The organism is Halorubrum sp. Atlit-28R (assembly GCF_003665955.1).
Taxonomy (GTDB): Archaea; Halobacteriota; Halobacteria; order Halobacteriales; family Haloferacaceae; genus Halorubrum; species Halorubrum tropicale.
The window spans coordinates 1-22,233 of sequence record NZ_QPLS01000014.1; the positions used below are offsets into that span (position 1 = coordinate 1).

General features: G+C 67.1%; 21 protein-coding genes and 2 pseudogenes. 12 read left to right on the forward strand and 11 right to left on the reverse strand.

Annotated features, from left to right (window positions below):
• A pseudogene (locus tag DVK06_RS15750) lies at nucleotides 1–116 on the forward strand (IS630 family transposase); the annotation flags it as partial.
• Nucleotides 117–122: 6 nt separating this feature from the next.
• Here DVK06_RS15750 and DVK06_RS18735 read toward each other — a convergent pair.
• The 5 genes from DVK06_RS18735 to DVK06_RS15770 all read right to left on the reverse strand — a co-directional run bounded on the left by DVK06_RS18735 (nucleotide 123) and on the right by DVK06_RS15770 (nucleotide 2,322).
• Complete coding sequence (locus DVK06_RS18735) at nucleotides 123–281, reverse strand: hypothetical protein (RefSeq protein ID WP_158600097.1); 159 nt, start codon at nucleotides 279–281, stop codon at nucleotides 123–125.
• The gene (locus tag DVK06_RS15755; protein ID WP_147438126.1) at nucleotides 274–1,002 is read right to left on the reverse strand and encodes a hypothetical protein; all 729 of its coding nucleotides are present in this window, start codon (nucleotides 1,000–1,002) and stop codon (nucleotides 274–276) included. The genes DVK06_RS18735 and DVK06_RS15755 overlap by 8 nt, the downstream gene beginning before the upstream one ends.
• 86 nt (nucleotides 1,003–1,088) lie before the next feature.
• Entirely contained in the window at nucleotides 1,089–1,805 is a 717-nt protein-coding gene (locus DVK06_RS15760; protein WP_121600996.1) for a hypothetical protein, read from the reverse strand.
• A 2-nt stretch (nucleotides 1,806–1,807) separates the two neighbouring features.
• A complete protein-coding gene (locus tag DVK06_RS15765) occupies nucleotides 1,808–2,101 on the reverse strand; it encodes a hypothetical protein (RefSeq protein WP_121600997.1) in 294 nt (97 codons plus the stop codon).
• Nucleotides 2,101–2,322 (reverse strand): hypothetical protein, encoded by a 222-nt coding sequence (locus tag DVK06_RS15770; RefSeq protein WP_121600998.1) that lies wholly within the window; start codon nucleotides 2,320–2,322, stop codon nucleotides 2,101–2,103. Before DVK06_RS15770 ends, DVK06_RS15765 begins: the two co-directional genes overlap by 1 nt.
• Before the next feature lie 559 nt (nucleotides 2,323–2,881).
• Between DVK06_RS15770 and DVK06_RS15775 the strand changes: the two genes are divergently transcribed.
• Complete coding sequence (locus DVK06_RS15775) at nucleotides 2,882–3,583, forward strand: hypothetical protein (RefSeq protein WP_121600999.1); 702 nt, start codon at nucleotides 2,882–2,884, stop codon at nucleotides 3,581–3,583.
• Between the two features lie 343 nt (nucleotides 3,584–3,926).
• Nucleotides 3,927–4,481, forward strand: coding sequence for a hypothetical protein (locus DVK06_RS15780; protein ID WP_121601000.1), 555 nt, complete (start codon nucleotides 3,927–3,929; stop codon nucleotides 4,479–4,481).
• Nucleotides 4,482–4,722: 241 nt separating this feature from the next.
• Here the strand turns inward: DVK06_RS15780 and DVK06_RS15790 are convergent, their stop codons facing one another.
• Together DVK06_RS15790 and DVK06_RS15795 are read right to left on the reverse strand one after the other, a co-directional pair.
• A complete protein-coding gene (locus DVK06_RS15790; RefSeq protein WP_121601002.1) occupies nucleotides 4,723–4,956 on the reverse strand; it encodes a hypothetical protein in 234 nt (77 codons plus the stop codon).
• Nucleotides 4,957–5,029: 73 nt separating this feature from the next.
• Complete coding sequence (locus DVK06_RS15795; RefSeq protein WP_121601003.1) at nucleotides 5,030–6,046, reverse strand: tyrosine-type recombinase/integrase; 1,017 nt, start codon at nucleotides 6,044–6,046, stop codon at nucleotides 5,030–5,032.
• A gap of 207 nt (nucleotides 6,047–6,253) precedes the next feature.
• Here DVK06_RS15795 and DVK06_RS15800 point away from each other — a divergent pair.
• Nucleotides 6,254–6,961 (forward strand): annotated as a pseudogene (locus DVK06_RS15800) (transcription initiation factor IIB family protein); the annotation flags it as partial.
• A 340-nt stretch (nucleotides 6,962–7,301) separates the two neighbouring features.
• On the opposite strand, the gene DVK06_RS15805 reads toward DVK06_RS15800, so the two are convergent.
• On the reverse strand, nucleotides 7,302–8,147 hold the full coding sequence (locus DVK06_RS15805; protein WP_053770201.1) for a DUF6293 family protein: 846 nt from the start codon (nucleotides 8,145–8,147) through the stop codon (nucleotides 7,302–7,304).
• Nucleotides 8,148–8,275: 128 nt separating this feature from the next.
• On the opposite strand from DVK06_RS15805, the gene DVK06_RS15810 reads away from it, so the two are divergent.
• From DVK06_RS15810 to DVK06_RS15835, 6 genes are all read left to right on the forward strand, one after another.
• On the forward strand, nucleotides 8,276–9,925 hold the full coding sequence (locus DVK06_RS15810) for a GTPBP1 family GTP-binding protein (protein WP_121601004.1): 1,650 nt from the start codon (nucleotides 8,276–8,278) through the stop codon (nucleotides 9,923–9,925).
• Nucleotides 9,926–10,145: 220 nt separating this feature from the next.
• A complete protein-coding gene (locus DVK06_RS15815) occupies nucleotides 10,146–11,801 on the forward strand; it encodes an ABC transporter substrate-binding protein (RefSeq protein WP_053770203.1) in 1,656 nt (551 codons plus the stop codon).
• A gap of 206 nt (nucleotides 11,802–12,007) precedes the next feature.
• Nucleotides 12,008–13,003: an ABC transporter permease gene (locus tag DVK06_RS15820; RefSeq protein WP_255410388.1), complete on the forward strand. Its 996-nt coding sequence runs from the start codon at nucleotides 12,008–12,010 to the stop codon at nucleotides 13,001–13,003.
• Nucleotides 13,003–13,989: an ABC transporter permease gene (locus DVK06_RS15825; protein ID WP_053770205.1), complete on the forward strand. Its 987-nt coding sequence runs from the start codon at nucleotides 13,003–13,005 to the stop codon at nucleotides 13,987–13,989. The genes DVK06_RS15820 and DVK06_RS15825 overlap by 1 nt, the downstream gene beginning before the upstream one ends.
• A 1-nt stretch (nucleotide 13,990) precedes the next feature.
• The gene (locus tag DVK06_RS15830) at nucleotides 13,991–15,112 is read left to right on the forward strand and encodes an ABC transporter ATP-binding protein (protein ID WP_053770206.1); all 1,122 of its coding nucleotides are present in this window, start codon (nucleotides 13,991–13,993) and stop codon (nucleotides 15,110–15,112) included.
• Nucleotides 15,109–16,473 (forward strand): ABC transporter ATP-binding protein, encoded by a 1,365-nt coding sequence (locus DVK06_RS15835; RefSeq protein WP_053770207.1) that lies wholly within the window; start codon nucleotides 15,109–15,111, stop codon nucleotides 16,471–16,473. The genes DVK06_RS15830 and DVK06_RS15835 overlap by 4 nt, the downstream gene beginning before the upstream one ends.
• A 64-nt stretch (nucleotides 16,474–16,537) precedes the next feature.
• On the opposite strand, the gene DVK06_RS15840 is transcribed toward DVK06_RS15835, so the two are convergent.
• The 3 genes from DVK06_RS15840 to DVK06_RS15850 form a co-directional block, all read right to left on the reverse strand.
• Nucleotides 16,538–17,035 carry a hypothetical protein gene (locus tag DVK06_RS15840; protein ID WP_053770208.1) on the reverse strand — a complete coding sequence of 166 codons (498 nt, stop codon included), beginning with the start codon at nucleotides 17,033–17,035 and terminating at the stop codon, nucleotides 16,538–16,540.
• Nucleotides 17,036–17,103: 68 nt separating this feature from the next.
• Complete coding sequence (locus DVK06_RS15845) at nucleotides 17,104–17,481, reverse strand: dihydroneopterin aldolase family protein (RefSeq protein WP_121601005.1); 378 nt, start codon at nucleotides 17,479–17,481, stop codon at nucleotides 17,104–17,106.
• Nucleotides 17,482–17,546: 65 nt separating this feature from the next.
• On the reverse strand, nucleotides 17,547–18,779 hold the full coding sequence (locus tag DVK06_RS15850; RefSeq protein ID WP_121601006.1) for an LEA type 2 family protein: 1,233 nt from the start codon (nucleotides 18,777–18,779) through the stop codon (nucleotides 17,547–17,549).
• A 108-nt stretch (nucleotides 18,780–18,887) separates the two neighbouring features.
• Here DVK06_RS15850 and DVK06_RS15855 point away from each other — a divergent pair, with 108 nt between their 5' ends.
• Nucleotides 18,888–20,207, forward strand: a complete 1,320-nt coding sequence (locus DVK06_RS15855; protein ID WP_121601007.1) for an amidohydrolase — start codon at nucleotides 18,888–18,890, stop codon at nucleotides 20,205–20,207.
• A 567-nt stretch (nucleotides 20,208–20,774) separates the two neighbouring features.
• Entirely contained in the window at nucleotides 20,775–22,154 is a 1,380-nt protein-coding gene (locus DVK06_RS15860) for a DNA primase (protein ID WP_147438127.1), read from the forward strand.
• Nucleotides 22,155–22,233: the final 79 nt, after the last annotated feature.

Genomic DNA, 22,233 nt, shown 5'->3' on the forward strand with positions numbered 1-22,233 from the left:
GACAGCTCCAAGCAGCTCTCAGCAACCGCTTTTTCGACTCACTCGACGAACTTACAACAGCGATCGACAGTGCTCTTGATCAACTCTCGATTCCAAAAGTGAGTAATTATTTCTAGCAACTACTATATCTCCGCCTGCGACATCTTCTTTTCGTGGTGGAGGAACGCTAACACCGCGCGGTCCCACCACGGCTTATCGAGTTCCACCAGGCGGCGGAGGATTTCATCGTGAGCCACGCGGATATTCCAGTGGTGGTCCTCGTTGGTGTACGGTTCACGCATCGTCCTCACCTCCCCAGTGGACTGCGCGGGCGTTCTCGATGCTAAAGCCGTACTCCTCCGCTAGTTCGACCACGGCGGGGTCATCGACTAACCGCCGCTCAAGGAGGGCCGCCACGGGACCGTCATCGTCCGCCAGGGCCGCCAGATTATCTAGCGTTTGCCCCACGTCCTCGCGGTCATCGAGTGAATCGAGACGGCGGAGCGCGCCACTGAGCGGCTCATCGACCGACTCACTCGCCTGCGCCAACCGCGTGGCCACGTGTGCGTCTCGGGCCACGATTGCCGCGCCAGTGATGACCTTCTCCAGGGAGTGGCCCGTGCAATCCGTTCGGGCAACGATTTGCCGTGTCTCGTTGCGGGTTGCGCTACGGACGTTGAGGCGGTCGCACACGGTGTCCGCACGGTGCATCTTGAAAATGTGCTCCGTGCGTCCGTCCGAATCGACCGTCCGATTGCGGAGTTTCCGCGCCTCCTCACGGTCGTACTCCCGACCGTCGTACTCAATCCACCCCTCATCGACCTTGCGGAGCCGCCGCCACTTCTCCGTCTTGCAATCGCGGGCGGCAATCTGACCACCTAATCCGTCATCCTCGGGGTCATCCGCCCGAAGGTCGAACCGCTCCGCATCCCACTGGCCATCCGACCAACCGCGGTCGGTGTCCTCGGGGTCCCTCGATAGTCTATGCTCCTCGGTGTTCGTGTGTTGGGTCTGCGTACTCATGGTCTGAGTGCGTTGGTGCTGATTGCGTTGCGCTTGGGACGTGCGACGCACCGCCACACCCGACCGATACCGCGGTCGTTAGACCCTCACTCGAAATCCGAAGTCGAAACCGTCAGACCACCCGACGGGGAGGTATCGCCACTCTCGCTAAAGTCGTGCGTGGCCCCTCCCAGGCGTAGCCTCTCGGAGTCGCCCCCTTCGGTGTCCGTACCACTGATAAGGGCGACATCCTCCAACGCGGAACGGATTTCCGCCTCCGTGACGGACCAACGGGACTTATTCCCGCCCCGTCCCGCGTTCATGCCCTCCTCAAGCGTCTCCCGAATCTCGGGGATGCTCATGCCGCATCGGACGTATAGATGCTCAAGGAGGCGCGCATCGGCGTACACTGGGGTCCGTAGGTGCTCCACGTCGATGACCCCGTGAAGGGGCACCTCGATAACACCCTCCCGCTCCACCGAATCGGACGAACCGCCTGCGCTCGGTTCCTCCACGTCGTGGAGGTGGAGGGCGGTGCGGGCCTTGCCCTCCGTCGTATCGAGTTCCGCGGCAAGGTCCTCCACGGACCCAACGAGTTCGTGGCCTGCCAGGGCCGCCACGTCCGCCCCCGCATCGGGCGTGAGGGGGTCATCGGGGTACTCCTCATACGGACGGTCAAGAAGGGGTAGCCCCTCCTCGAATCCGACCGCCTCCTCGGGTTCGAGGAACGCATCCACCTCCTCGGGGCGGTCCTCTCGCGGGCCGCCGTCTCGATTACTCGCCTTTGCCTCCTCGATTGCCGTGGTGTCCATGTGCGTGGTCATGCTCAGTTACCTCCCGCTCCGTATGCGGAGCGCGGGACGGCGTACCAAACCGCCGCGTGCTCCACGTCCGTCGCAAGGACCTGCGCGCCGTCCTCGATTTCACTCTCCCCGATGCTCGTGCTCAGTAGGACGTACTCCGCGAGTTCGCCCCTCCCGACCACGGTCATCTCAAATCGAGTACCGCCCGCGGACCCCCGATAGTCGTGCCAGGCGTCAACGCGCCCGACCTTCTTGGGGAGTTCCACCGTGTCCCCCTCCTCAGGGTTCTCGATGGGGACCGCCTGAATCTCACTCATCAGAAATTCACCCCGCCGTCATCGTGCGATTCGCCTACCTCCTCCGCAACGAGGTTGCGGCACGCCACGTCGATGACGTGGCCAAGTGCCACTGATTCGTCCCCGAAAACCGCATCACGGGTTGCCTTTGCCGTCGCCAGTTCGTCCGCGCTCAGGCGGACACGTTTTTCTCGGGTCATAACTTGCAGTAATCTCCTCTCAGTTGGGGTCACGTCGAACACGCCTTATAAGTGCCACGCGCGTTCACCGCGTCTCCTCACTTACTGCGTAATAAAAGTGAGAGACGGGCGATTTCGGGCGTCTCGGGGAGTGGTCCTAATGCCACTCGCGTTCAACGCTCCCCCACTACTTCCATCGTAGTCAGAGTGTCCCTTTTAAAGAGAATCGGCCAGGTTTCCCCAGGTTCAATCAGACTTGCCCGCCGCCCGCGTGCTCCTCGATGCGACGGCACGACGGGCGGGGAGGGCCGCCTCTCACTCCCTTAAGTGTGGTAATTGACGTAATATCATATACCTGGGGACGGCGGGGAGATAGGGCCGTGACGGTGTGAGGGACTGAGGACCGTTGATGCTGGCTTGAGTCGCTTATCCGTGGTCATCGACGTGACGTTACACGTGAAGATACACGAAATCGGCCCGCTCAAGATTCAACTCCCTAGTCCGTGGTGGGACGGGCGAAACTCGTTGCACGACGGATGGGGGCAAACGTCTGGCGAAAACGGCTCGCAACGACCCTCATACCCCGTTAGAACGGCGATTTAGCCCACTTATTGACCAAACTATGACGACGAAATGCCCGACCTGCGGTGAAGAATACGAGAGAATCGCGCAACACTACGCTTTCAACGAGGACCACCGCCCCGACCTGAGTGAGGACCAACTCGATACCGTGCGGTTCCTCCTCCTCGATGGGGCCACGGTCGAGACGGAGGGCGCGCACCACTCGATTACGCACTACTCGACCGACGTGGAGTTTCTGAAAGCGGCGGCGGCCCGTCTCGATGACCTGGTTACGTCCCTCCGTCTTGAGGCGACGGCGGCGGAGCAGGCGGAGCACCTGGCGGCTAAGTACCCCGACATGGACGTGACGGCGGAGCAGTGTGCGGACCTATACGCGCTCCGCACGATGCCGCATCCGCGCCTCGATGCCTACGAGGACGGGAACGACGTTACGGAGTTGACCCCCAACGTCGTGACGTGGTTTATCGAGTTCCACGGGGCCTATCACGGCTCCGCTATTCTCCCGTCTCTCCACCTCGATACGAGGGACACGGGCGTTAGCGGGGACCACCTCCGTCGCCTCTTTCACGATTACGGGATTCAGACGGGGCGACTCGCGGAGGGCGACGGCGAGACGTTTTTCGTCCCGTCGGTACGGGAGGGCGTGGTGTCTCTCCCCAAGAAGGGCATCGACCAACTGCGGGAGGTATTCGACATCGACATCAACCCCGCAGAGGACCAACGAAATCACGTGGTTGCATAGCACACTCGATGAAGGGACAGAATCTCGATTAGCGGGCTCAAAAAGGCCAAAATCCCGATTAGCGGCGTGCCGTTCGGCTCACTAACCTACCTACGAACGGGCCGATTCGAGGCGGGTGATATTCTCCAAGGTAATGCACTCGCGTCAGATGCGGCAACATCCTCCGCGTAACCGAACGAGTTGCATCGGAACTCGGTCGCACCTCCGTGTCCTCCCCCCGTCAAGATTAGTGAGCGGACGGGTCCCATACGCGGGTGGGTATGGGGTGGATTTGCGCCCGCTACGTGAATCGAATCTATCCAGGGGGTAATCTAATGGTGTCTGGATAGTGAACGTTCCTAATATGCTCATTGACCTACTCCCCACGTCGCTCGCGGCCCTTATTCCCGAACTCTCCTTGCTCCTCATCGGGTACGTGGTCGAGAAACACTACGTGAGCCGAGTAACGTGTTTTACGAACGCACTGGCCCTCAACGTCCATTTCCTCACTATCGGAGAGTCGGGATTATGGCTTGGGCTATATGTCGACCTTGGTTTGCTCCTCGGGGCTTGGGGTTTCCTCCACTACATGAAGCAAAAAAGCCTCAGTAGGGACTACTACCAAATATCACATATTTTATACTCGTCTCTCGTCGTTGGTGCGATTATCCTATACCCGCATATCAAGTGGATTTTCTCTGCTATTCTCGGGGACGGCTCCCTCCCCGCCATTGGGGTAGTGGTTATAGCGGTTCTCATCAACCTCGCACTATTGGACGATGAGAACCAACTCCATTACCAACTCGCACGCGACATCAGGGTCAACGAGTTCATCGTGAATAGCCCAACTCTCGAAGTAGACCTTGGAGACGGCTATTTCACTCGGAGACACTTGGAGGACTGGTTTAGAGTGAAATAGCGGCTCAATTTAAGCCGCCGCCGCGCCTCCACCTCCCGCCGCTATCGTAATCATCGCACCTACTGCCGTGAGGAGTAGGTCACTCTGGCATTGAGCCAAATTGCCGATGTCACCGTTAATGCACCCTGAAAGGGCGAATAGTCCAATTGCGAACATTCCGATGCCGATGAGTGCGATAATACCGAGGATGCGGCCAGGCATATCAGAATACGAGACTATCTCTGCGTATAAATTCCCCTGCTCAAAACCCTTGGTCATCCACCCATGACCAAACCAGTAATCCCCCGAAAACCAGGGCAAGGAGAATTATCAGGGGAAAGTTGGGGACGGCTATCTGCGGAATGACGGGGAGGACACACGCTTGCATATTGAAGCCAGGCTCCCCAAGGTGCGGGATGCAGGTTAGGAGCATGAGGCCCGCTATGATGACCCCGATAGCGCCCGCCACGCCTATGGCCCTCTCAATCGGCCCCATATATAGCGAAAAATGTCCCGTATCCGATAAGCCTTCGGAGGAGTTGAACGGTGACGAAAAGAGATTTCTGCGGTTAGATGTTCTCCACGTACTCCCGACGGCGGTTCATTTTGCCCTCCTTTGAGGCGGCATCGTAGTGGGCATCAATCACGTCGGGGGACACGTCCATGCGGTCGCTCACCGCGACCTTCGGAACGTCGTTATCCAGGTGATGCGTGATTGACCCACGGCGGATGGGGTGTGCGCTCACCGCATCGGGGCACTGAGAGGCCTTATCGTAGTCCGTCCGCGCTTCGCAGTCCATCGGGTCCCTATCGTGGGGACACTCCCCTGCGTAGATGCAGGGCCGCGTGAGGCGGTATGCAGTCCGCCGAATCGTGACCTTCCCCATCCGTCCGTTCTTGGTCGTGATGAGGGGGTCGCGGCCATGCTCATCGGTCGCGTTCTCCCGCTTGCGTTCGAGGTAGTCATCTATCACCTCGCACTCCGCATCACCCAGGGCAATCATGCGCTCCCCCGCCTCCTTATTCTTGAGCGGGGTCCCCGTATCGGGCCGATGTACCAACTCTAACGCTCCTTTCCGTGGGTAGTAGTCCTCCACATCGAGGGCGCGGAGGCCGCCCGTCCGCATCCCCGTTTTCCATAGTACGAGGAACGCCACATGGTCACGTGATGCGTACTCGAACCGTTCGAGGAAATCGAGGATGGAACGGGCGCGTTCGGCGGAGAGGGATTCGTCCCGCCGATTCTCGTACTTATCGAGGGACGGGAGTAGGACCTTCTCATGAAGGTTCGAGGGGACTGCATCAATCCGCCCGCAAAAGTCGATGAAGTGGCGGATGTTGGACATCTGCGAGCGGAGCGTGACGTTATTCAAGTCCCCGTCCTCGCGCCGCCACTTGCGATAGTTCATCAAGTCGCGGCCATCGAGGGTGTTCATGTTCTCGATGTCCTCCTCTCCGCACCACCGAACGAAGTGACGTAGTTGGTACTCGCGGGTTTGAACCGTACTCTCGGCCTTCTCGGTACGGATTGCTTCAAGGTACTGGGCTTTCGCTTCTGCTGGCGCTATGGGCTTTAGGTCCGACATGGTTTGACTCTGCAAAGCCCGTGAGGCGCGTCGATTCGCGGTCTGGTTTCTCGCGGCGTGGGTGTTTGCCATCTGGTGTCATGGTCACGGCTATCGGTTGGGGTACTCAACGGAGCAATTCCGTACCCGTCGGTAACGGGTGAGTCTTGGTAATAATTAGGCTCCGTTTGATGTTTAATCTGCATGAAGCGGCAACATAACCCGCATAACCGCATGGGTTCGCCGCTGACGCGGTCGCGGCACGACCGCGGCCTCTCGACGGAGATCGGTCGGTCGACGAAGGTGAAGGGGCGCAAGCGCCGGCGGCTCGCCCGGATGCGGACTCAGCACAACCGCGCGCAGATCTCGACGAAGCGCGACCGCAACAAGGTGTACGCCTACACCGAGATCCGTCGGCTCACCGGCGTCTTGGAGCTGCCCGACAGCGTCCGCGACAGCGCCTGCGCGCTGTTCGACTCCGCGCAGGAGGAGAGCCTGCTCCGCGGGCGCTCGCTCGAAGGGTTCGCCGCGGCCTGCGTCTACGTCGCCTGCCGCACCGCCGACGTGGCCCGCACCGTCGGCGAGGTGTGCGCCGAGGCGAAGGCGACGGAGGACGAGCACCGGGCGGCCTTCGACGCGATGAACCGCGAGCTCGGCCTCCCCATCGCGCCGAGCGGCCCGGCGGAGTACCTCCCGCGGTTCGCCAGCGACCTCGGCTGCGACCCGGCCGTCGAGCGCCGCGCCGGCGAGCTGGCCGAGCGCGCCGTCGAGGAGGGGATCGCGAACGGCCGCAACCCGGTCGGCGTCGCGGCCGCCTGCCTCTACACCGCGGCCCGCGAGCTCGACGCCGAGTGTACCCAGCAGGAGGCCGCCGACGCCGCCGGCGTGACGCCGGTGACCGTCCGGCGGACGTACGTCGACCTAACGGAGGAGTGAGGACGCGGCGGAGAACGGCGACGGCGGCGCCGTCGCCTCGTGACGATCCGTCGGACGGCCGCGGCGGCGTCAGCGGGGACCGTCGCCGGCCGGAAGCCGGCGGCGACCGACCGCCGCCGGTTGGGGGCGGCGACCGACCGCTGATAGCGGACAGGCGGTGTGGAGGGCAGGGAGGGCGCCCCGACCGCCCGGCGGGCGTCACGCATCTGTATCGAAGGGCGGGGCACAATTCTACGTTAGCCGTCGATAGTACGGACGGACCGAACAACACGTTTGAATCGGACCGGTCACGCCGTGCGCGTCGGAGCCACCGTTCGGCGAGCGAGCGAGTGCGGCCCCGCTACCCGTCGATCTTGTGTTTGAACGCGAAGAAGACGCGGCGACCGACCTCGGTGAGCCGGACGGTGTCGGACCGGCCGATGTCCTCCAACTCGACGTAGCCGCGCTCGCGCAGCGGCGAGAGCACGTGCGTCTCCAGCGCGCGGTACTTCGCCGTCCGGCTCTCGCCGGCCTCGCGGAGGAACGTGAGGCCGCGCTCGCGCGCCCACTCGATCAGGTTCCACTTGTCGGTGGTCAGACTCTCCTCCGCGCGCTCGTGGAGCCGACCGAGGACGGCCACCTGGTCGGTGGTGGGCGCGTCCATCGGGTAGATCGGGAGGTCGACGGTGCGGGCGACGCCCTCGGTGAGCGGCTCCTGGCGCCGGTCGTGCCGGTGGCGCTCGGGCTCGACGCTGTACGGGCGCGCGCCGACGATCATGCAGGCCAGCGCGACGCCGACAGCGGCGATCCGCGGCCCGGTCGAGACGTTCCCGAAGAGCCGGTCGCCGTCCTCGGCGCCGGCCCGGTGGCGGGCGGCGACCGTCGTCGTCACGCCGAGCACGTCGTACACGTCCGCGAGCGCGACGGGGATCGGCCTGACCTCGGCGAACTCGGCGACGGCCGTCCACGCGTCGCGCTGGTAGTCGGTGAGCCCGTCGGGGTCGACGCGCGTGTCTGCGGGGTCGGCGGCGCCGGCCGCGTCGAAGTCCACGTCGCCGCGGTCCCCGTCGCGGTCGGGGGCGTCGACGAGGAGGTAGGCGACGTCGGCGCCGTGGCGCCGGAGGGGTTCGACGATCCGGTCGCGCTCGTAGCCGAGCGGGACCACGTGGACGCGGCGTTCGGCGACGCTGGGGACCGAGGTGTCCATACAGTCGTTGTCCGCGGCGGTCGGTTAAATAGCTCGCCGGAGCGCTCCGGAGGGGCAGCGAGCGATCACGTGTCGTGGGGGCACGTACCACGAAAACCGTTAAGCCCGGCCCTCGCCTACGATCGGACATGAGCGCTGACCGGTCCGCCCTCAGGCGGGCCATCGAGCGCGGCGAGCGGGACGGCGGCGCGATCGAGTTCAAAGAGCGGCTGACGCGGGAGGTCCACCTCGCGGACGGGCGCATGGAGTCGCTGGTCGCGCAGCTCCGGCACCGGGTGCTCTCCGGCGACGGCGAGGCGACGTACGTCCTCGGGGTCACCGACGACGGCGGGCTCGCCGGGATCTCTCCGGAGGCCTTCTCCGAGACGATGGACGTGCTCTCCCTCCTGGCCGACGAGGCGGACGCCCACATCGCCGACGCCGAGACGTGGAGCGCCGGCGACGGCGGCGACGGCGACGAGGCGGGGCTCGTCGGCCTCGCGACCCTCCGCGACGGCGGCGTGTTCGAGGCCGACGAGGACCACCTCGTGGTCGGCACCGCGGGCCACGTCGACCACGGGAAGTCGACGCTGGTCGGCACGCTGGTCACCGGGCGCGCCGACGACGGCGAGGGCGGCACGCGCGGCTTCCTCGACGTCCAGCCCCACGAGGTCGAGCGGGGCCTCTCGGCTGACCTCTCGTACGCCGTGTACGGGTTCGCCGACGACGCCGACGAGCCGGTGCGGATGGACAACCCGCACCGGAAGGCCGACCGCGCGGGCGTCGTCGAGGCGGCCGACCGGCTCGTCTCCTTCGTCGACACCGTCGGGCACGAGCCGTGGCTGCGGACGACGATCCGCGGGCTGGTGGGACAGAAGCTCGACTACGGACTCTTGGTCGTCGCCGCCGACGACGGGCCGACGAAGACGACCCGCGAGCACCTCGGGATCCTCCTCGCCACCGAGCTGCCGACCGTCGTCGCGGTCACGAAAGCGGACGCCGTGAGCGACGAGCGGCTCGCCGAGGTGGAACGCGAGGTCGAGTCGATGCTGCGCGACGCCGGGCAGACGCCGCTGCTCGTCGGCCGCCACGGGATCGACACCGCGGTGGCGGAGGTGGGCGACGGCGTCGTCCCCCTGCTGCGGACCAGCGCGGTGACGAAGGACGGGATCGAGACGCTCGACCGGCTGTTCGAGCGGCTCCCGAAGCGGGCGACGCCCGACCGCGAGACGTTCCGGATGTACGTCGACCGCAGCTACAAGGTGACCGGCGTGGGCGCGGTGGCGTCGGGCACGGTGAACTCGGGGACCGTCGAGACCGGCGACGAGCTCCTGCTCGGCCCCATGCCCGACGGCTCGTTCCGCGAGGTCGAGGCGCGGTCGATCGAGATGCACTACCACCGGGTCGACAAGGCGACCGCCGGGCGGATCGTGGGCATCGCGCTGAAGGGCGTCGACGAGGACGAGATCGAGCGCGGGATGGCCCTGGTCCCCCGCGACGCGGAGCCGGACCCGGTCCGCGAGTTCGACGCCGAGGTGATGGTACTCAACCACCCGACCCGGATCCAGGAGGGGTACGAGCCCGTGGTCCACCTCGAGACCCTCTCCGAGGCGGCGGCGTTCTTCCCGGAGCAGGGGCGACTGCTCCCGGGCGACACGGGCGAGGCGCGCGTCCGCTTCAAGTTCCGCCCGTACCTGGTCGAGGAGGGACAGCGGTTCGTGTTCCGCGAGGGGTCGAGCAAGGGGGTCGGGACCGTGACGGACACCGACAGCGACGGGGCGTCGTCGGACGGGCGCTGAGCGGTCGCCCGGCGCGGCGCGCGCGAGGGTCGAACGCTCCGGCCGACGCGTCCGACCGCGGACCGACCGGCGCATTTCGGATCCCGGCAGTCGTTTCTTCCTGATTCGGACGGCGTTCGTGGAAAAGAATACGCACAAAATGATGATAAATCAACCGGAGATGACCGTATGGGCAGGGCCTCCCAAAATACTTATTAGAGTGAAACAAGAGGACCGTTGTATGCGTCGACAACACACACAACGCATTTCGCGACGAAAGGTCCTCGCCGGCGGCGCGGCCGGCACTTCGCTCCTGCTCGCCGGGTGTGCCGGCGGGGGGGACGGCGGCGACGGGTCCGACGGCGGCGACGGCGGTGACGGGTCCGACGGCGGCGACGGCGGTGACGGGTCCGACGGCGGCGACGGCGGCAGCGCCCCGACCCTGTACTTCGCGCAGGCGAAGGGCCCGCTCGACATGGACCCCGTGGTCATGAACGACGTGCCGTCCGCGCAGATCGCCGGGCGGATATTCGACGGCCTCTACGAGTACGGCGACGGCGTCAGCCTGGAGCCGAAGATCGCCGCGGACATGCCCACCGTCGAGCGCGACGGCACGCGGTTCATCGTCCCGATCCGCGAGGACGCCCAGTTCCAGAACGGCGACCCGGTCACCGCGGAGGACGTCGTTCACACGATGATGGCGCCCGTCGAGGAGCAGACCGAGAACGCCTCCGAGGTGGACATGATCGACACCGGGGAGGTCGTCGACGAGACCACCGCGCAGTTCGACCTCAAGTACCCGTACGGCGCGTTCACGATCGCCATGGCGCGGAACGTCGTCAACGCCTCCGTGCGGCAGGAGGACACCGAGGCGTACAACATGGACCCGGTCACCTCCGGGCCGTTCAAGCTCAGCGAGTGGGAGCCGGAGAGCTACGCGACGCTCGAGCGGTGGGACGACTACTGGGACAGCGACAACCTCCCGGAGATCGGCGCCGTCGAGTTCGAGCCGATCGTCGAGCAGACGACGCGCGTCACCGAGCTGGAGACCGGGAACGTCGACATCATCGAGTCGATCCCGCCGCAGCTGTACGAGACGGTCGAGGCGAACCAGAGCGCGACGCTGACCGAGGAGCCGGGCATCGGGTACTTCTACCTCGCGTTCAACTGCGGCGAGGGACCGACGAGCGACCCGCTCGTCCGCGAGGCGGTCGACTACTGCGTCTCGATGGACCAGGCGGTCGAGAACTTCGTCGAGCCGGCCGGCGTCCGACAGACCAGCCCGTTCCCGTCCTCGATCTCCGAGGAGTGGGACTTCCCGACCGACGAGTGGTCCGACATCCAGCACGATCAGGACCTCGAGGAGGCGCAGGCGCTGTTCGAGGAGGCCGGCGTCCCGATGGACTACAACTGGCGGATCATCGTGCCGCCGGACGACAAGCGCGAACAGATCGGCATCTCGATCGGCGACGGGCTCCAGAACGCTGGCTTCCAGAACGTCGAAGTCCAGCGCCTCGACTGGGGCACCTTCCTCGACGCGTACGTCACCGGCAGCGAGGACGACTACAACATGTACACCCTCGGTTGGTCCGGCTCGCCGGACCCGGACACGTTCGCGTACAACCTGCTGAGCCAGGAGACGGAGGGCGTGACGAACGGGACGTTCCACGACTACGAGGAGGCCTCGCAGAAGCTGACGCAGGCCCGCGAGTCGGCCGACCGCGAGGAGCGGCGGCAGCTCTACATCGAGGCGACGACCTCGCTGCTCGAGGGGCGCGTCCACCTCCCGGCGTACAACCTGAACAACTCCTACGGCGTGCGCAACGTCGTGGAGGGCTTCAGCTCGCACCCGATCTCGACGGAGATCCAGCTGGGCGGCGTCACGGTGACCCGGTAATCGGACGCGCCGACCGAGAGATCGGATCCGCAGAGCGGACCAGGGCGGTCCGCGCCCGGGTCGGAATCGAGACGTAAACGCGGCCCTTCGGGGCGGTCGGCGACGGGGCCGGCCGCCCGCTCGCGGCGCCGAATTGGTGCCTCGGCGGGAGCGAAACGGATAAGCGACAGCAAAAACCGAATCGAAGCAACGAGGAATCCACGACAGTGAGTTTACTTCGGTACACACTCCGGCGGTTCGCACAGGCGATACCCGTACTGATAGGTATCGTGACGATAACCTTCTTCCTGGCAAACCAGATCCCCGGCGACCCGGTCGACATCATGCTCGGGCCGACGCCGGCCCAGGAGCAGGTCGAGGCGATCCGCGCCCGGTACGGCCTGGACCGACCGATACACGTGCGGTACTTCGCGTACCTGAGCAGCGTCGCGACGGGCGATCTCGGCCTCAGTATCTACTACGACCGCCCCGTCCTCGAGATGATCATCCTCCGGCTCCCGGTCACGCTGCTGCTCATGCTGTCCGCGTTCGCGTTCGCCATCGTCACGGCCATCCCGCTCGGCGTGATCTCGGCGAAGCGGCGGAACGAGCCGGCCGACCACGTCTCCCGTATTATCTCGCTGATCGGCGTCTCGACCCCGTCGTTCTGGATCGGGCTGGTGTTGATCATCGTCTTCGCGTTCCACCTCGGGTGGTTCCCCGCGCGGGGGCTCGTCCTCCCGTGGGAGAGCCCGGCGAACGTCCGCGGGGCGGCGACGCAGGTGGAGGTGATACGCCAGTCGGCGCATCACCTCTTCCTGCCGATGATCGGGCTCGGAACGCTTCAGATGGCGCAGATCACCAGGATCGAGCGTTCGTCGATGGTCGACTCGCTCCAGGGCGAGTACGTGAAGCTCGCCCGCGCGTACGGCGTGCCCGAGTCGACGATCGTCCGCAAGCACGCGTTCCAGGTGGCGCAGCTGCCGGTGATCACCATCATCGGGCTCGGGCTCTCGACCGCGCTCGGCGGCGCCGTCCTCACGGAGACCGTCTTCGGGATCCAGGGGATGGGGAGACTGATCATCACGGCGATCCAGAACCAGGACTACCAGCTGATCATGGGGACGACGCTCGTGTTCGGGTTCGTCTACGTGATCGGCGTGATCGTCACGGACATCACGTACAGCTACCTCGACCCGCGGGTCACCTACGGTGACGAGTAATGTCTTTTAACAGCGCGACTTCGGACGACGACACGCCGGACGACGGGGACGAGAGCGGCGGGCCCGAGGAGGTCGAGGCCCGCGTCGGCCTGCGGTACACGCTCAAGCAGGTCAGACAGGACACGACGGCGCGGATCGGGACCTACATCGTCGGGTTCATGACCTTCGTCGCGATCTTCGCCGCGTTCGACTACTACGTCCTCGATTACGCGATCGCGGAGGCGGTGCTGTACAACCCCGAGGCCGACCCGGAGAACGTCCAGCGGCTCCTCCCGCCGGTCGGTATGGAGAACCAGTTCGGGCAGGGGATTATCGAACACCCGCTCGGCACCGACCACCGCGGTCGCGACCTGCTCTCCCGGACCATCTACGGGACGCGGATCGCGATGACGGTCGGGTTCCTCGCGACCGCCATCGGCCTCGGCGGCGGCACCGTCATCGGCGCCGTCTCCGGCTACTACGGCGGCTGGGTCGACGACGTGCTCCAGCGCGTCACCGAGACCATCTACGCGATCCCGTTCCTCGTGCTGGTCATCGCGTTCATGACCGCGTTCGGGCGGGACCTCACGTTCGCGATGATCGGCGTCGGGATCACGGCGGTCCCGGTGTTCAACCGGCTCATCCGGTCTCGCGTCGTCTCCATCCGCGAGGAGGACTACGTCGAGGCCGCCCGGGCCGCGGGGGTGAAAGACCGGAACATCATTTTCCGGCACATCATCCCCAACAGCTTCGCGCCGGTGCTGGTCCAGGCGACGCTCCAGGTCGGCGTGAGCATCCTCATCGTCGCCGGCCTCTCGTTCCTCGGCTTCGGCGCGCAGCCGCCGACGCCGTCGTGGGGGCAGATGCTGTCCGCCTCGCGCGGCTACATGCTCCCCGCGCCGACGTTCAGCATCTTCCCCGGCATCGCCATTCTGATCACCGTCATCGGCTTCAACATTCTCGGCGACGGCCTCCAGGACGCCCTCGATCCGCGGATCAACAACTGATATGAGCGAACCACTACTCAGCGTACGCGATCTCAAGACACAGTTCTTCACCGAAGACGGGACGGTCCGCGCCGTCGACGGCATCTCCTTCGACGTCAACGAGGGGGAGATCGTCGGGCTCGTCGGCGAGTCGGGCGCGGGCAAGTCAGTCGCGACCTCCAGTATCCTCCGGCTCGTGGACAGCCCCGGCGAGATCGTCGGCGGCGAGATCGAGTTCAAAGGCGAGACGATCTTCGGCCTCGAAGAGGGCGACGGCGGCGAGTTGCGCCCGCGCGACGAGATGCTCACCGAAGAGGAGATGCGGAAGCGGATCCGCGGCCGCGAGATCGCGATCATCTTCCAGGACCCGATGGAGTCGCTGAACCCCGTGTTCACCGTCGGGGGACAGCTCCGGGAGTTCATCGAGATCAACCGCGACCTCGGGGCACAGGAGGCGAAAGCGGAGGCGATCGACATGCTCAGAGAGGTGGGGATCCCGGCGCCGGAGTCCCGGTACGACGAGTACCCCCACCAGTTCTCCGGCGGGATGCGACAGCGCGTGCTGATCGCGATGGCGCTGGCCTGCCAGCCCGACCTGATCATCGCCGACGAGCCGACGACCGCGCTCGACGTGACGGTCGAAGGCGAGATCCTGGAGATGGTCAAGGAGCTCCAGGAGAAGTACGACACCTCGTTCATCTGGGTCACCCACGACATGAGCGTCGTCGCGGAGATCTGCGACCGGGTGAACGTGATGTACCTCGGCGAGATCATCGAGCAGGCGGAGGTGGACGACCTGTTCTACGACACGAAACACCCGTACACCTCGGCGCTGCTCGACTCGATGCCGCGGCCCGACCGGACGGTCGACGAGCTCAGGCCGATCCAGGGGGTGATGCCGGAGGCGATCGATCCGCCCTCGGGCTGTCGGTTCCACTCGCGGTGTCCCGAGGCCAGGGAGGTGTGCCGCGAGGTCCACCCCGAGCCGCGGGACCTGAGCGAGGCGGGCGAGCCGCCCCACACCGCGGCGTGCGTGAAACACGACGCGTTCGAGGTCGGCTACGACGAGAGCCCGGCGATCGAGACGGAGGCCACCGGCGGGTTCTCCGCCGGCCTCACCGAGACCGGGGGTGAGGCGGAATGAGCCGAGTCGGCCCGCCGGAGTCCGACCCCGAGGCGCTGTTACAGGTCCGCGACCTCTGCAAGTACTTCGACAACGAGAGCGGCCTGCTGGCCGGCGTCGAGCTCGACGACGAGTTCCCGTACGTCTCGCGGTCGACCTCCGACGTGCGCGCCGTCGACGGCGTGAGCTTCGACATCAAGGAGGGGGAGACCCTCGGGCTCGTCGGCGAGTCCGGCTGCGGGAAGTCGACGCTGGCGCGCACCGTCCTCCGGCTGCTCGAACCGACGAGCGGGAGCGTCTACTTCCAGGGCGAGGACCTCGCCGAGCTGTCCGGCGAGCCGCTGCGGCGGATGCGGAAGGACATGCAGATGATCTTTCAGGACCCGCAGTCGTCGCTCGACCCCCGGATGAAGGTCGGCCCCATCGTCGAGGAGCCGATGAAGGCCCACGACATGCTCGACGAGGAGGGGCGGGAGGCCCGCGCCAAGGAGCTGTTAGAGAAGGTCGGGCTCGACCCGCAACACTACAACCGGTACCCGCACGCGTTCTCCGGCGGGCAGCGCCAGCGCGTGAACCTCGCGCGGGCGCTGTCGGTGAATCCGGACTTCATCGTCTGCGACGAGCCAGTGTCGGCGCTCGACGTGTCGATCCAGGCGCAGGTGCTCAACACGATGGAGGAGCTCCAAGCGGAGTTCGACCTCACGTACCTGTTCATCGCGCACGACCTGAGCGTCATCCGCCACATCTCCGACCGCGTGGCGGTGATGTACCTCGGGAACATCGTCGAGCTGGCCGACAAAGAGGAGCTGTTCGAGAACCCGAAGCACCCGTACACCCGGGCGCTGCTGGACGCCATCCCCGTCCCGGACCCCCGGAGCGGCGGGCGGACGGCGCTGCTGTCCGGCGACGTGCCGTCGCCGATCGACCCGCCCTCCGGCTGCCGGTTCCGGACGCGGTGCCCGGAGGTGATCCAGCCGGACGAGTACGACATGAGCGACGACGCCTGGCGGAACGTCATAGCGTTCCAGCGGGCGGTCGACCGCCGGGAGTTCGAGGAGACCGACCCCGACGCGCTCCGGTCGCGGTACTTCGCGGACGCGGCGCCGAGCGGCGAGGCCGGCACCCTGCTCGACGAGGCGCTCGGGCACATCGAGCGCGACGAGTTCGACGAGGCCGAGCGGCTCCTCGTCGAACGGTTCGCGGACCGGAGCGTCTGCGCGACGACGACGCCGGCCTACGAGGTGCCGTCCGACCTCACCGACGGCCGTCACTACGCGGCGTGTCACCTGCGTCGCGACGAGGCGCTCGCGAGCGCCGTGGACGAGGCCGCGGCGGACGTCACGGCTCCCCGCGGCGCGGAAGCGCCCGAAGCGGACGACTGAGCGCCGGCGGTCTTCGCCGGCCGCTCCGGGAGGGAATCTTCTTTCGGGAGCGCGAGTCGCCGGGCTATCGGATCCGGATCTGCGTGGCGTCCTCGTGGCGCTCGTCGGCACCCGGGACCGGTACGAACACGGAAACCGTGTGGTCCCCGCGCTCGGCCCGGACGGACCGGTCGAGCCCGTCGTCGTCGGTGCGGCGGAACCGACCGTTCCACGTGGCCGTCGCGCGCTTCGTCTCGCCGGCCCGGAGCGACAGCGACGAGCCCTCACCGCGGACGTAGCGCCGCTCGTCGGTGGCCTCGACGACGCCGTCGACCGCCCACCCCCACAGGCGGCCGGTCGACGTGGGGACCTCGACCGGGACCGGGAGGCGGTTGCGGATCGCGACGGTGATCGCGACCGGCTCGTCGGGCGCATACTCGGCGGCGTCGGTGCTGACCGTCACCTCGATCGCTCGCCGCGCCACCGACCGCGGCACGACGCGGCCGATGGCTTCGGAGAGGTAGTTCTTCGTCTCGTCGAAGCCGGTCCGGTCCGACTGGCTGTCGTGTCGTCTGTCGACCATGTGCGTCTCTGAAGGCGGGAACCCGGCGATGCCGGCGGCGTTCGGGTCGCGGTAGGCGCGTCGCGGTACTAAGCGTTCGGGTCCGCGGACTCCGACGACTCGCCGCCGTCGACCACGTCGACCAGCTCCATCAGCGGGTAGCCGTCTTCCATCGCCATCCGGGTGCGGACCGCGACCCCCTCGTAGTCGATTCGCATCTCGACGTCCATCAGCGAGCCGGTGAGTTCGGTGTAGCCGTTCTCGTGGTCGATCGCGTCGGCGACGCGGTCGTCGTGGATGTCGACGGTCACCGACTCACAGAACGGCTGGTTCTCGATCGCTTCCGCCATCGCGGCCTCCAAGCTCCGCGTGCTGGACGTGCTGACGGGCGTCCCGGCGAACTGGTGGTACAGCGAGCCGAACTTGATCCCCGCCTCGAAACACGCCTGCTGGGCGTCGGTTGCCATGGCGGAACGCGGCCGCGAGCGGGCAAGAAGGTTCGGACGGCGGCCGACGCGGGTCGGGCGCGCGGCTATCCGTCGGCGCTCAGCGGGAGCAGGCCGTCGTCGTCCCCGGACCCGTCGTCGCTGGTGTTGTCCCCGCTCGTGCCGTCGCCGGAACCGCCGTCGGTCGTGTCGTCGCCGCTCGTGTCTCCGCTCCCGTCGGTAGTGTTGTCGCCGTCATCGGTCGTCCCGTCGTCGCTCGCCGTCCCGTCGCCATCGGTCGCGGTTCCCCCGTCGTCGGAGCCGTCGTCACCGGACGAGCGGTCGGCGCTCGTTCCGTCTCCGCGATGGAGCCCCTCGTCGAAGATGTCCGTCTCGATCGTCTCCTCGTACGTCAGCGCGTCCAGCGGGACGGTGAACTCCTCGCCGGTCGGGAGCTCGACCACCGCGTAGAACTCGATCCGGAGGTCGCTCACCTGGTGACCGTTGACGGACTCGTCGAGGTGGGTCACCCACCACTCGTCGAGGCGCTCGTTGCGGAGCGCGGCCGTGAGTTCGACCGTCTCGGAGCCGTGCGAGGGGATGACGTACTCCTCCTCGGTCGACCCGGAGCCCATCGCGACGCCGTTCATCGTCACGTCGTAGCCGATCTCGGTGACGACGTACGGTTCGAGGTTGGGGTTGTAGACGTCGAACTCCATCTCGATCGGCGTCTCGGCCTCGCTTACCGTTCCCCAGCGGCCGCGCGTCTCGTTGACGTAGAGGACCGGGTCGTCCACGAGCGGCGCGTCGGCGTTCACCGGGCGCGTCTCCTCGGACGCGAACGCGCCGATGAGGTCAGTCTCGATCTCGCGGGTGCGGGTGAGGTCCGCGCTCCGGCCGAGGAGGTCGGAGGTGACCGTCGCGTCGATCGCGACCGTCGTCCGCTCGCCGTTCCGGACGTGGCTGGTCCACCACGGCGGGATCGCGTCGTTCGCGAGGGCCGTCTCGAAGGCGATCGAGGAGTTGCCGGACGCGACGCCGATCCCCTCGCGGCCGCCGCGCGCCATCTCGACGTCGTTCATCGAGACGGTGTAGTTGACCGAGACGCCGTCGAGGCCGACGCCGACCGGGTTCGGGTTCGAGACGACGAGGTCGGTCTCGACGACCGTCGTCTCGGTCGTCACGTCGCCGAAGGAGTTGTTCACGGCGGCGACGCTGGGGACGCCGAGGACGCCGAGCGCGAACGCCCCGCCGACGGCGGCGGCGACGACGAGCAGTCCAACGAGCGCGACCCGCAGCTTGCCAGCGGTGAGCGCCGAGACGAGGCCGTTCAGAGCCATACGAGTGCGTTTCGATCGGCGGATAAAGGCGTGTCGCTCGGGGGGCGGGAGTCGGCGGGCGGGGAGGCGAACCGAAGGCGTTTGGTGCGGCGGGCGGAACGGGCGGACATGAACTACCTCCGCGTCACCGGCGGACGAGTGCTCCGGCCGGACGGCCGGGTCGAGCGGGCGGACGTCGCGGTCGACCGCGACGAGGGAACGGTCCGGGCCGTGGGGCCGCCGGACGAGGTGGACGAGGCGCTCGGCGGGGCGGCCGCCGAGACGCTCGACGCGTCGGGGTCGCTGGTGATGCCGGGGCTCGTCAACGCGCACACGCACGTCGCGATGACGCTGCTCCGCGGGTACGCGGACGACAAGCCGCTCGACCCGTGGCTCCGCGAGGACATCTGGCCGGCGGAGGCCGAACTGACGCCCGACGACATCGAGGCGGGCGCCGAGCTGGGCGTCCTAGAGATGATCCGGTCGGGCACGACCGCGTTCGCGGACATGTACTTCGCGATGGACCGCGTCGCCGACGTCGTCGACCGCGCGGGGCTGCGCGCGCGGCTCGGCCACGGCGTCGTGACCGTTGGGAAAGACGGCGCGGACGCACGCGCGGACGTCGCGGAGAGCCTCGCGGTCGCCCGTGACCTCGACGGCGCCGCGGACGGGCGGATCCGCACCGCGTTCATGCCGCACTCGCTGACGACGGTCGGCGAGGAGTTCCTCCGCGAGGGGGTCGCCGAGGCCAGGGCGGCGGGGGTCCCCGTCCACCTCCACGCGAACGAGACGACGGACGAGGTGGACCCCATCGTCGACGAGCGCGGGCAGCGACCGATCGCGTACGCCGACGACCTCGACGCGCTCGGCCCGGACGACTTTTTCGCGCACGGCGTCCACGTCGACGGCTCGGAGATCGACCGGCTCGCCGAGGCGGGGACCGCGGTGGTCCACTGCCCGGCCTCGAACATGAAGCTCGCCAGCGGGATGGCGCCGGTCCGGCGCCTGCGCGAGGCGGGCGTGACGGTCGCGCTCGGCACGGACGGGGCGGCCTCGAACAACGACCTGGACGTGTTCGACGAGATGCGCGACGCCGCGATGCTCGGGAAGCTGGCCGCGGACGACGCGAGCGCGGTCCCCGCGGCCGCGGTCGTGGAGATGGCGACGGCCGGCGGCGCGGACGCCTTGGGCCTCCCGGGCGGTCGGATCGAGGCGGGCGCCGCGGCCGACCTCGCGGTGGTCGACCTCGACGCCCCGCACCTGACGCCGGTCCACGACCCCGTCTCGCACCTCGCGTACGCGGCCCGCGGGAGCGACGTGCGCCACACGGTCTGCGACGGCGAGGTCCTCATGCGCGACCGCGAGGTGCTGACGCTGGACGCCGACGCGGTCCAAGAGCGCGCCGCGGCCGCCGCGAACGGCCTCGTCGACCGGGTCGAGGGGAACTGAAACGGGCGAACACCCGCGCGAGAACGACACGGAGACGGTGGCGCGTGCCTTCGAGCGGCCGCCGACGGCGGCCGCGAGACAGCACGCGCGAGGGAGTCGCGAACGAAGTGAGCGACGAGGCTGGGGAGGCGTGAGGCGCGGGTGCGATGCTGTCGGGTGGGGCTCAAAGGGGCAGCCGTGAGGGCGGCGCAGGCGACGTAAGCACCGCAGCGAGTGAGCGGAGCGAACGAGCGAGGAGCGCAACGAGCGTGCGCCGCCCTCACGGCTGGGGCTTTGGAGGTTTTCGCTGCCGACCGATTATGCGTTGTTTATAAGAGAACAGCTAGGGATTCGGTCGTGGTTATCGTGACACTCCCTCTGGACGCGACTGCGTAATCGTATCGCGCACGAGCGGCGACCGACGCGCGTCCGGGCCCGAAACGGTCCGATCGCGCCCGAAACCGGCTCCCGACTCCCCGATCACCCGAAACAAACGGTACAGCGCCGTTAAGCCGAATACAAACCGAATTAAACCGCGTTAAGGGAGTTCGCTCTTTATGTGTGAACAGGGGATGGACCCGAGTGGACATGAGCGAACGCACGACAGCCATCCTACTGATCGCGGTCGTCGCGCTCGGCGCGATGACCGGCGTCGCGGCCGCCGACGGCCACCTCGAAGTGGCGGTCGACGACGCGGACGGCGAACCGACGGCCACGGTGACGGAGAACGGCACCGCGGTCGAGAACGCGACGGTGATCGTGAGCGTGGTCGACGCGGAGAACGAGTCGTACGCCGGAGCGGGCGAGTACGAGACGGACGCCAACGGTACCGTCGAACTCCCCGCCGCCGAGGCGGACGTGACGGTCGAGGTCACGGCCGCCGCGGGTAACGACACCGCCGCGACGACGGTCGACCTCGAGGCGCCCGACGGCCTCGAACTGGAGGTCGACGACACCGACGGCGAGCCCGTCGTCACGGTGACGAACGACGACGAGCCGGTCGAGAACGCCTCGGTCAACGTGACGGTCGCCGACGACGAGAACGCGACGTACGCCGGCGCGGGCGACTACGAGACCGACGAGAACGGCACCGTCGGACTCCCCGCCGCCGAGGCGGACGTGACGGTGAACGTCACGGCCGAGTACGAGAACGAGAGCGTCTCCGAAACGGTCGACCTCGAGGCGCCCGACGGCCTCGAACTGGAGGTCGACGACACCGACGGCGAGCCCGTCGTCACGGTGACGAACGACGACGAGCCGGTCGCGAACGCTTCGGTCGTCGTCGCGCTCGCAGACGACGCGGACGAGAACGCCTCGTACGCGGGGACGGGCGAGTACGAGACCGACGCGAACGGCACCGTCGAGCTCCCCGCTCCCGAGGAGGACGTCACGGTCGACGTGACGGCGGCGTACGAGAACGAGAGCGTCTCCGAGACGGTCGAGCTGACCGTCGAAGAGGAGGACGACGAGTCCGAAGCGGGAACGCCGTTCGGCCAGCTCGTCCGGGAGTTCATCGAGGGGCTCGAAGACCGGGAGGGCGGCATCGGCGGCGCCGTCTCGGACTTCGTGACGGAGAACAACCCCGGTAACGCGCCGGACCACGCCGGCGGCCCCGGCGGCCCCGACGAGGCGGACGACGATGACGACGAGGCCGACAACGAGACCGACGCGCCCGGCAACGGCAACGCGCCCGAGGGCGTCGGCAACGGTCAGGGCGGCCCGCCGGACCACGCCGGGAACGGCGACGACGATGACGACGACGCGGACGAGACTGAGGAAGACGACGCGGACGAGGACGAGACCGAAGAAGACGACGCAGAGGAAAATGAGGCCGAGGAAGACGACGCAGATGAAAATGAGGCCGAGGAAGACGACGAGGACGAGGAGGACGACGAAGAGGAAGCGGATGACGACGAAGGCGACGACGGCGGTCCGCCGGACCACGCCGGCGGCCCCGGCGGTAACTGACGGCTCGAACCGAGCGGCGAACTGACGGCCCGAACCGGTCGCCCTTCAGACGACGCGGGATTCTTTTCGCGGTCTCGGT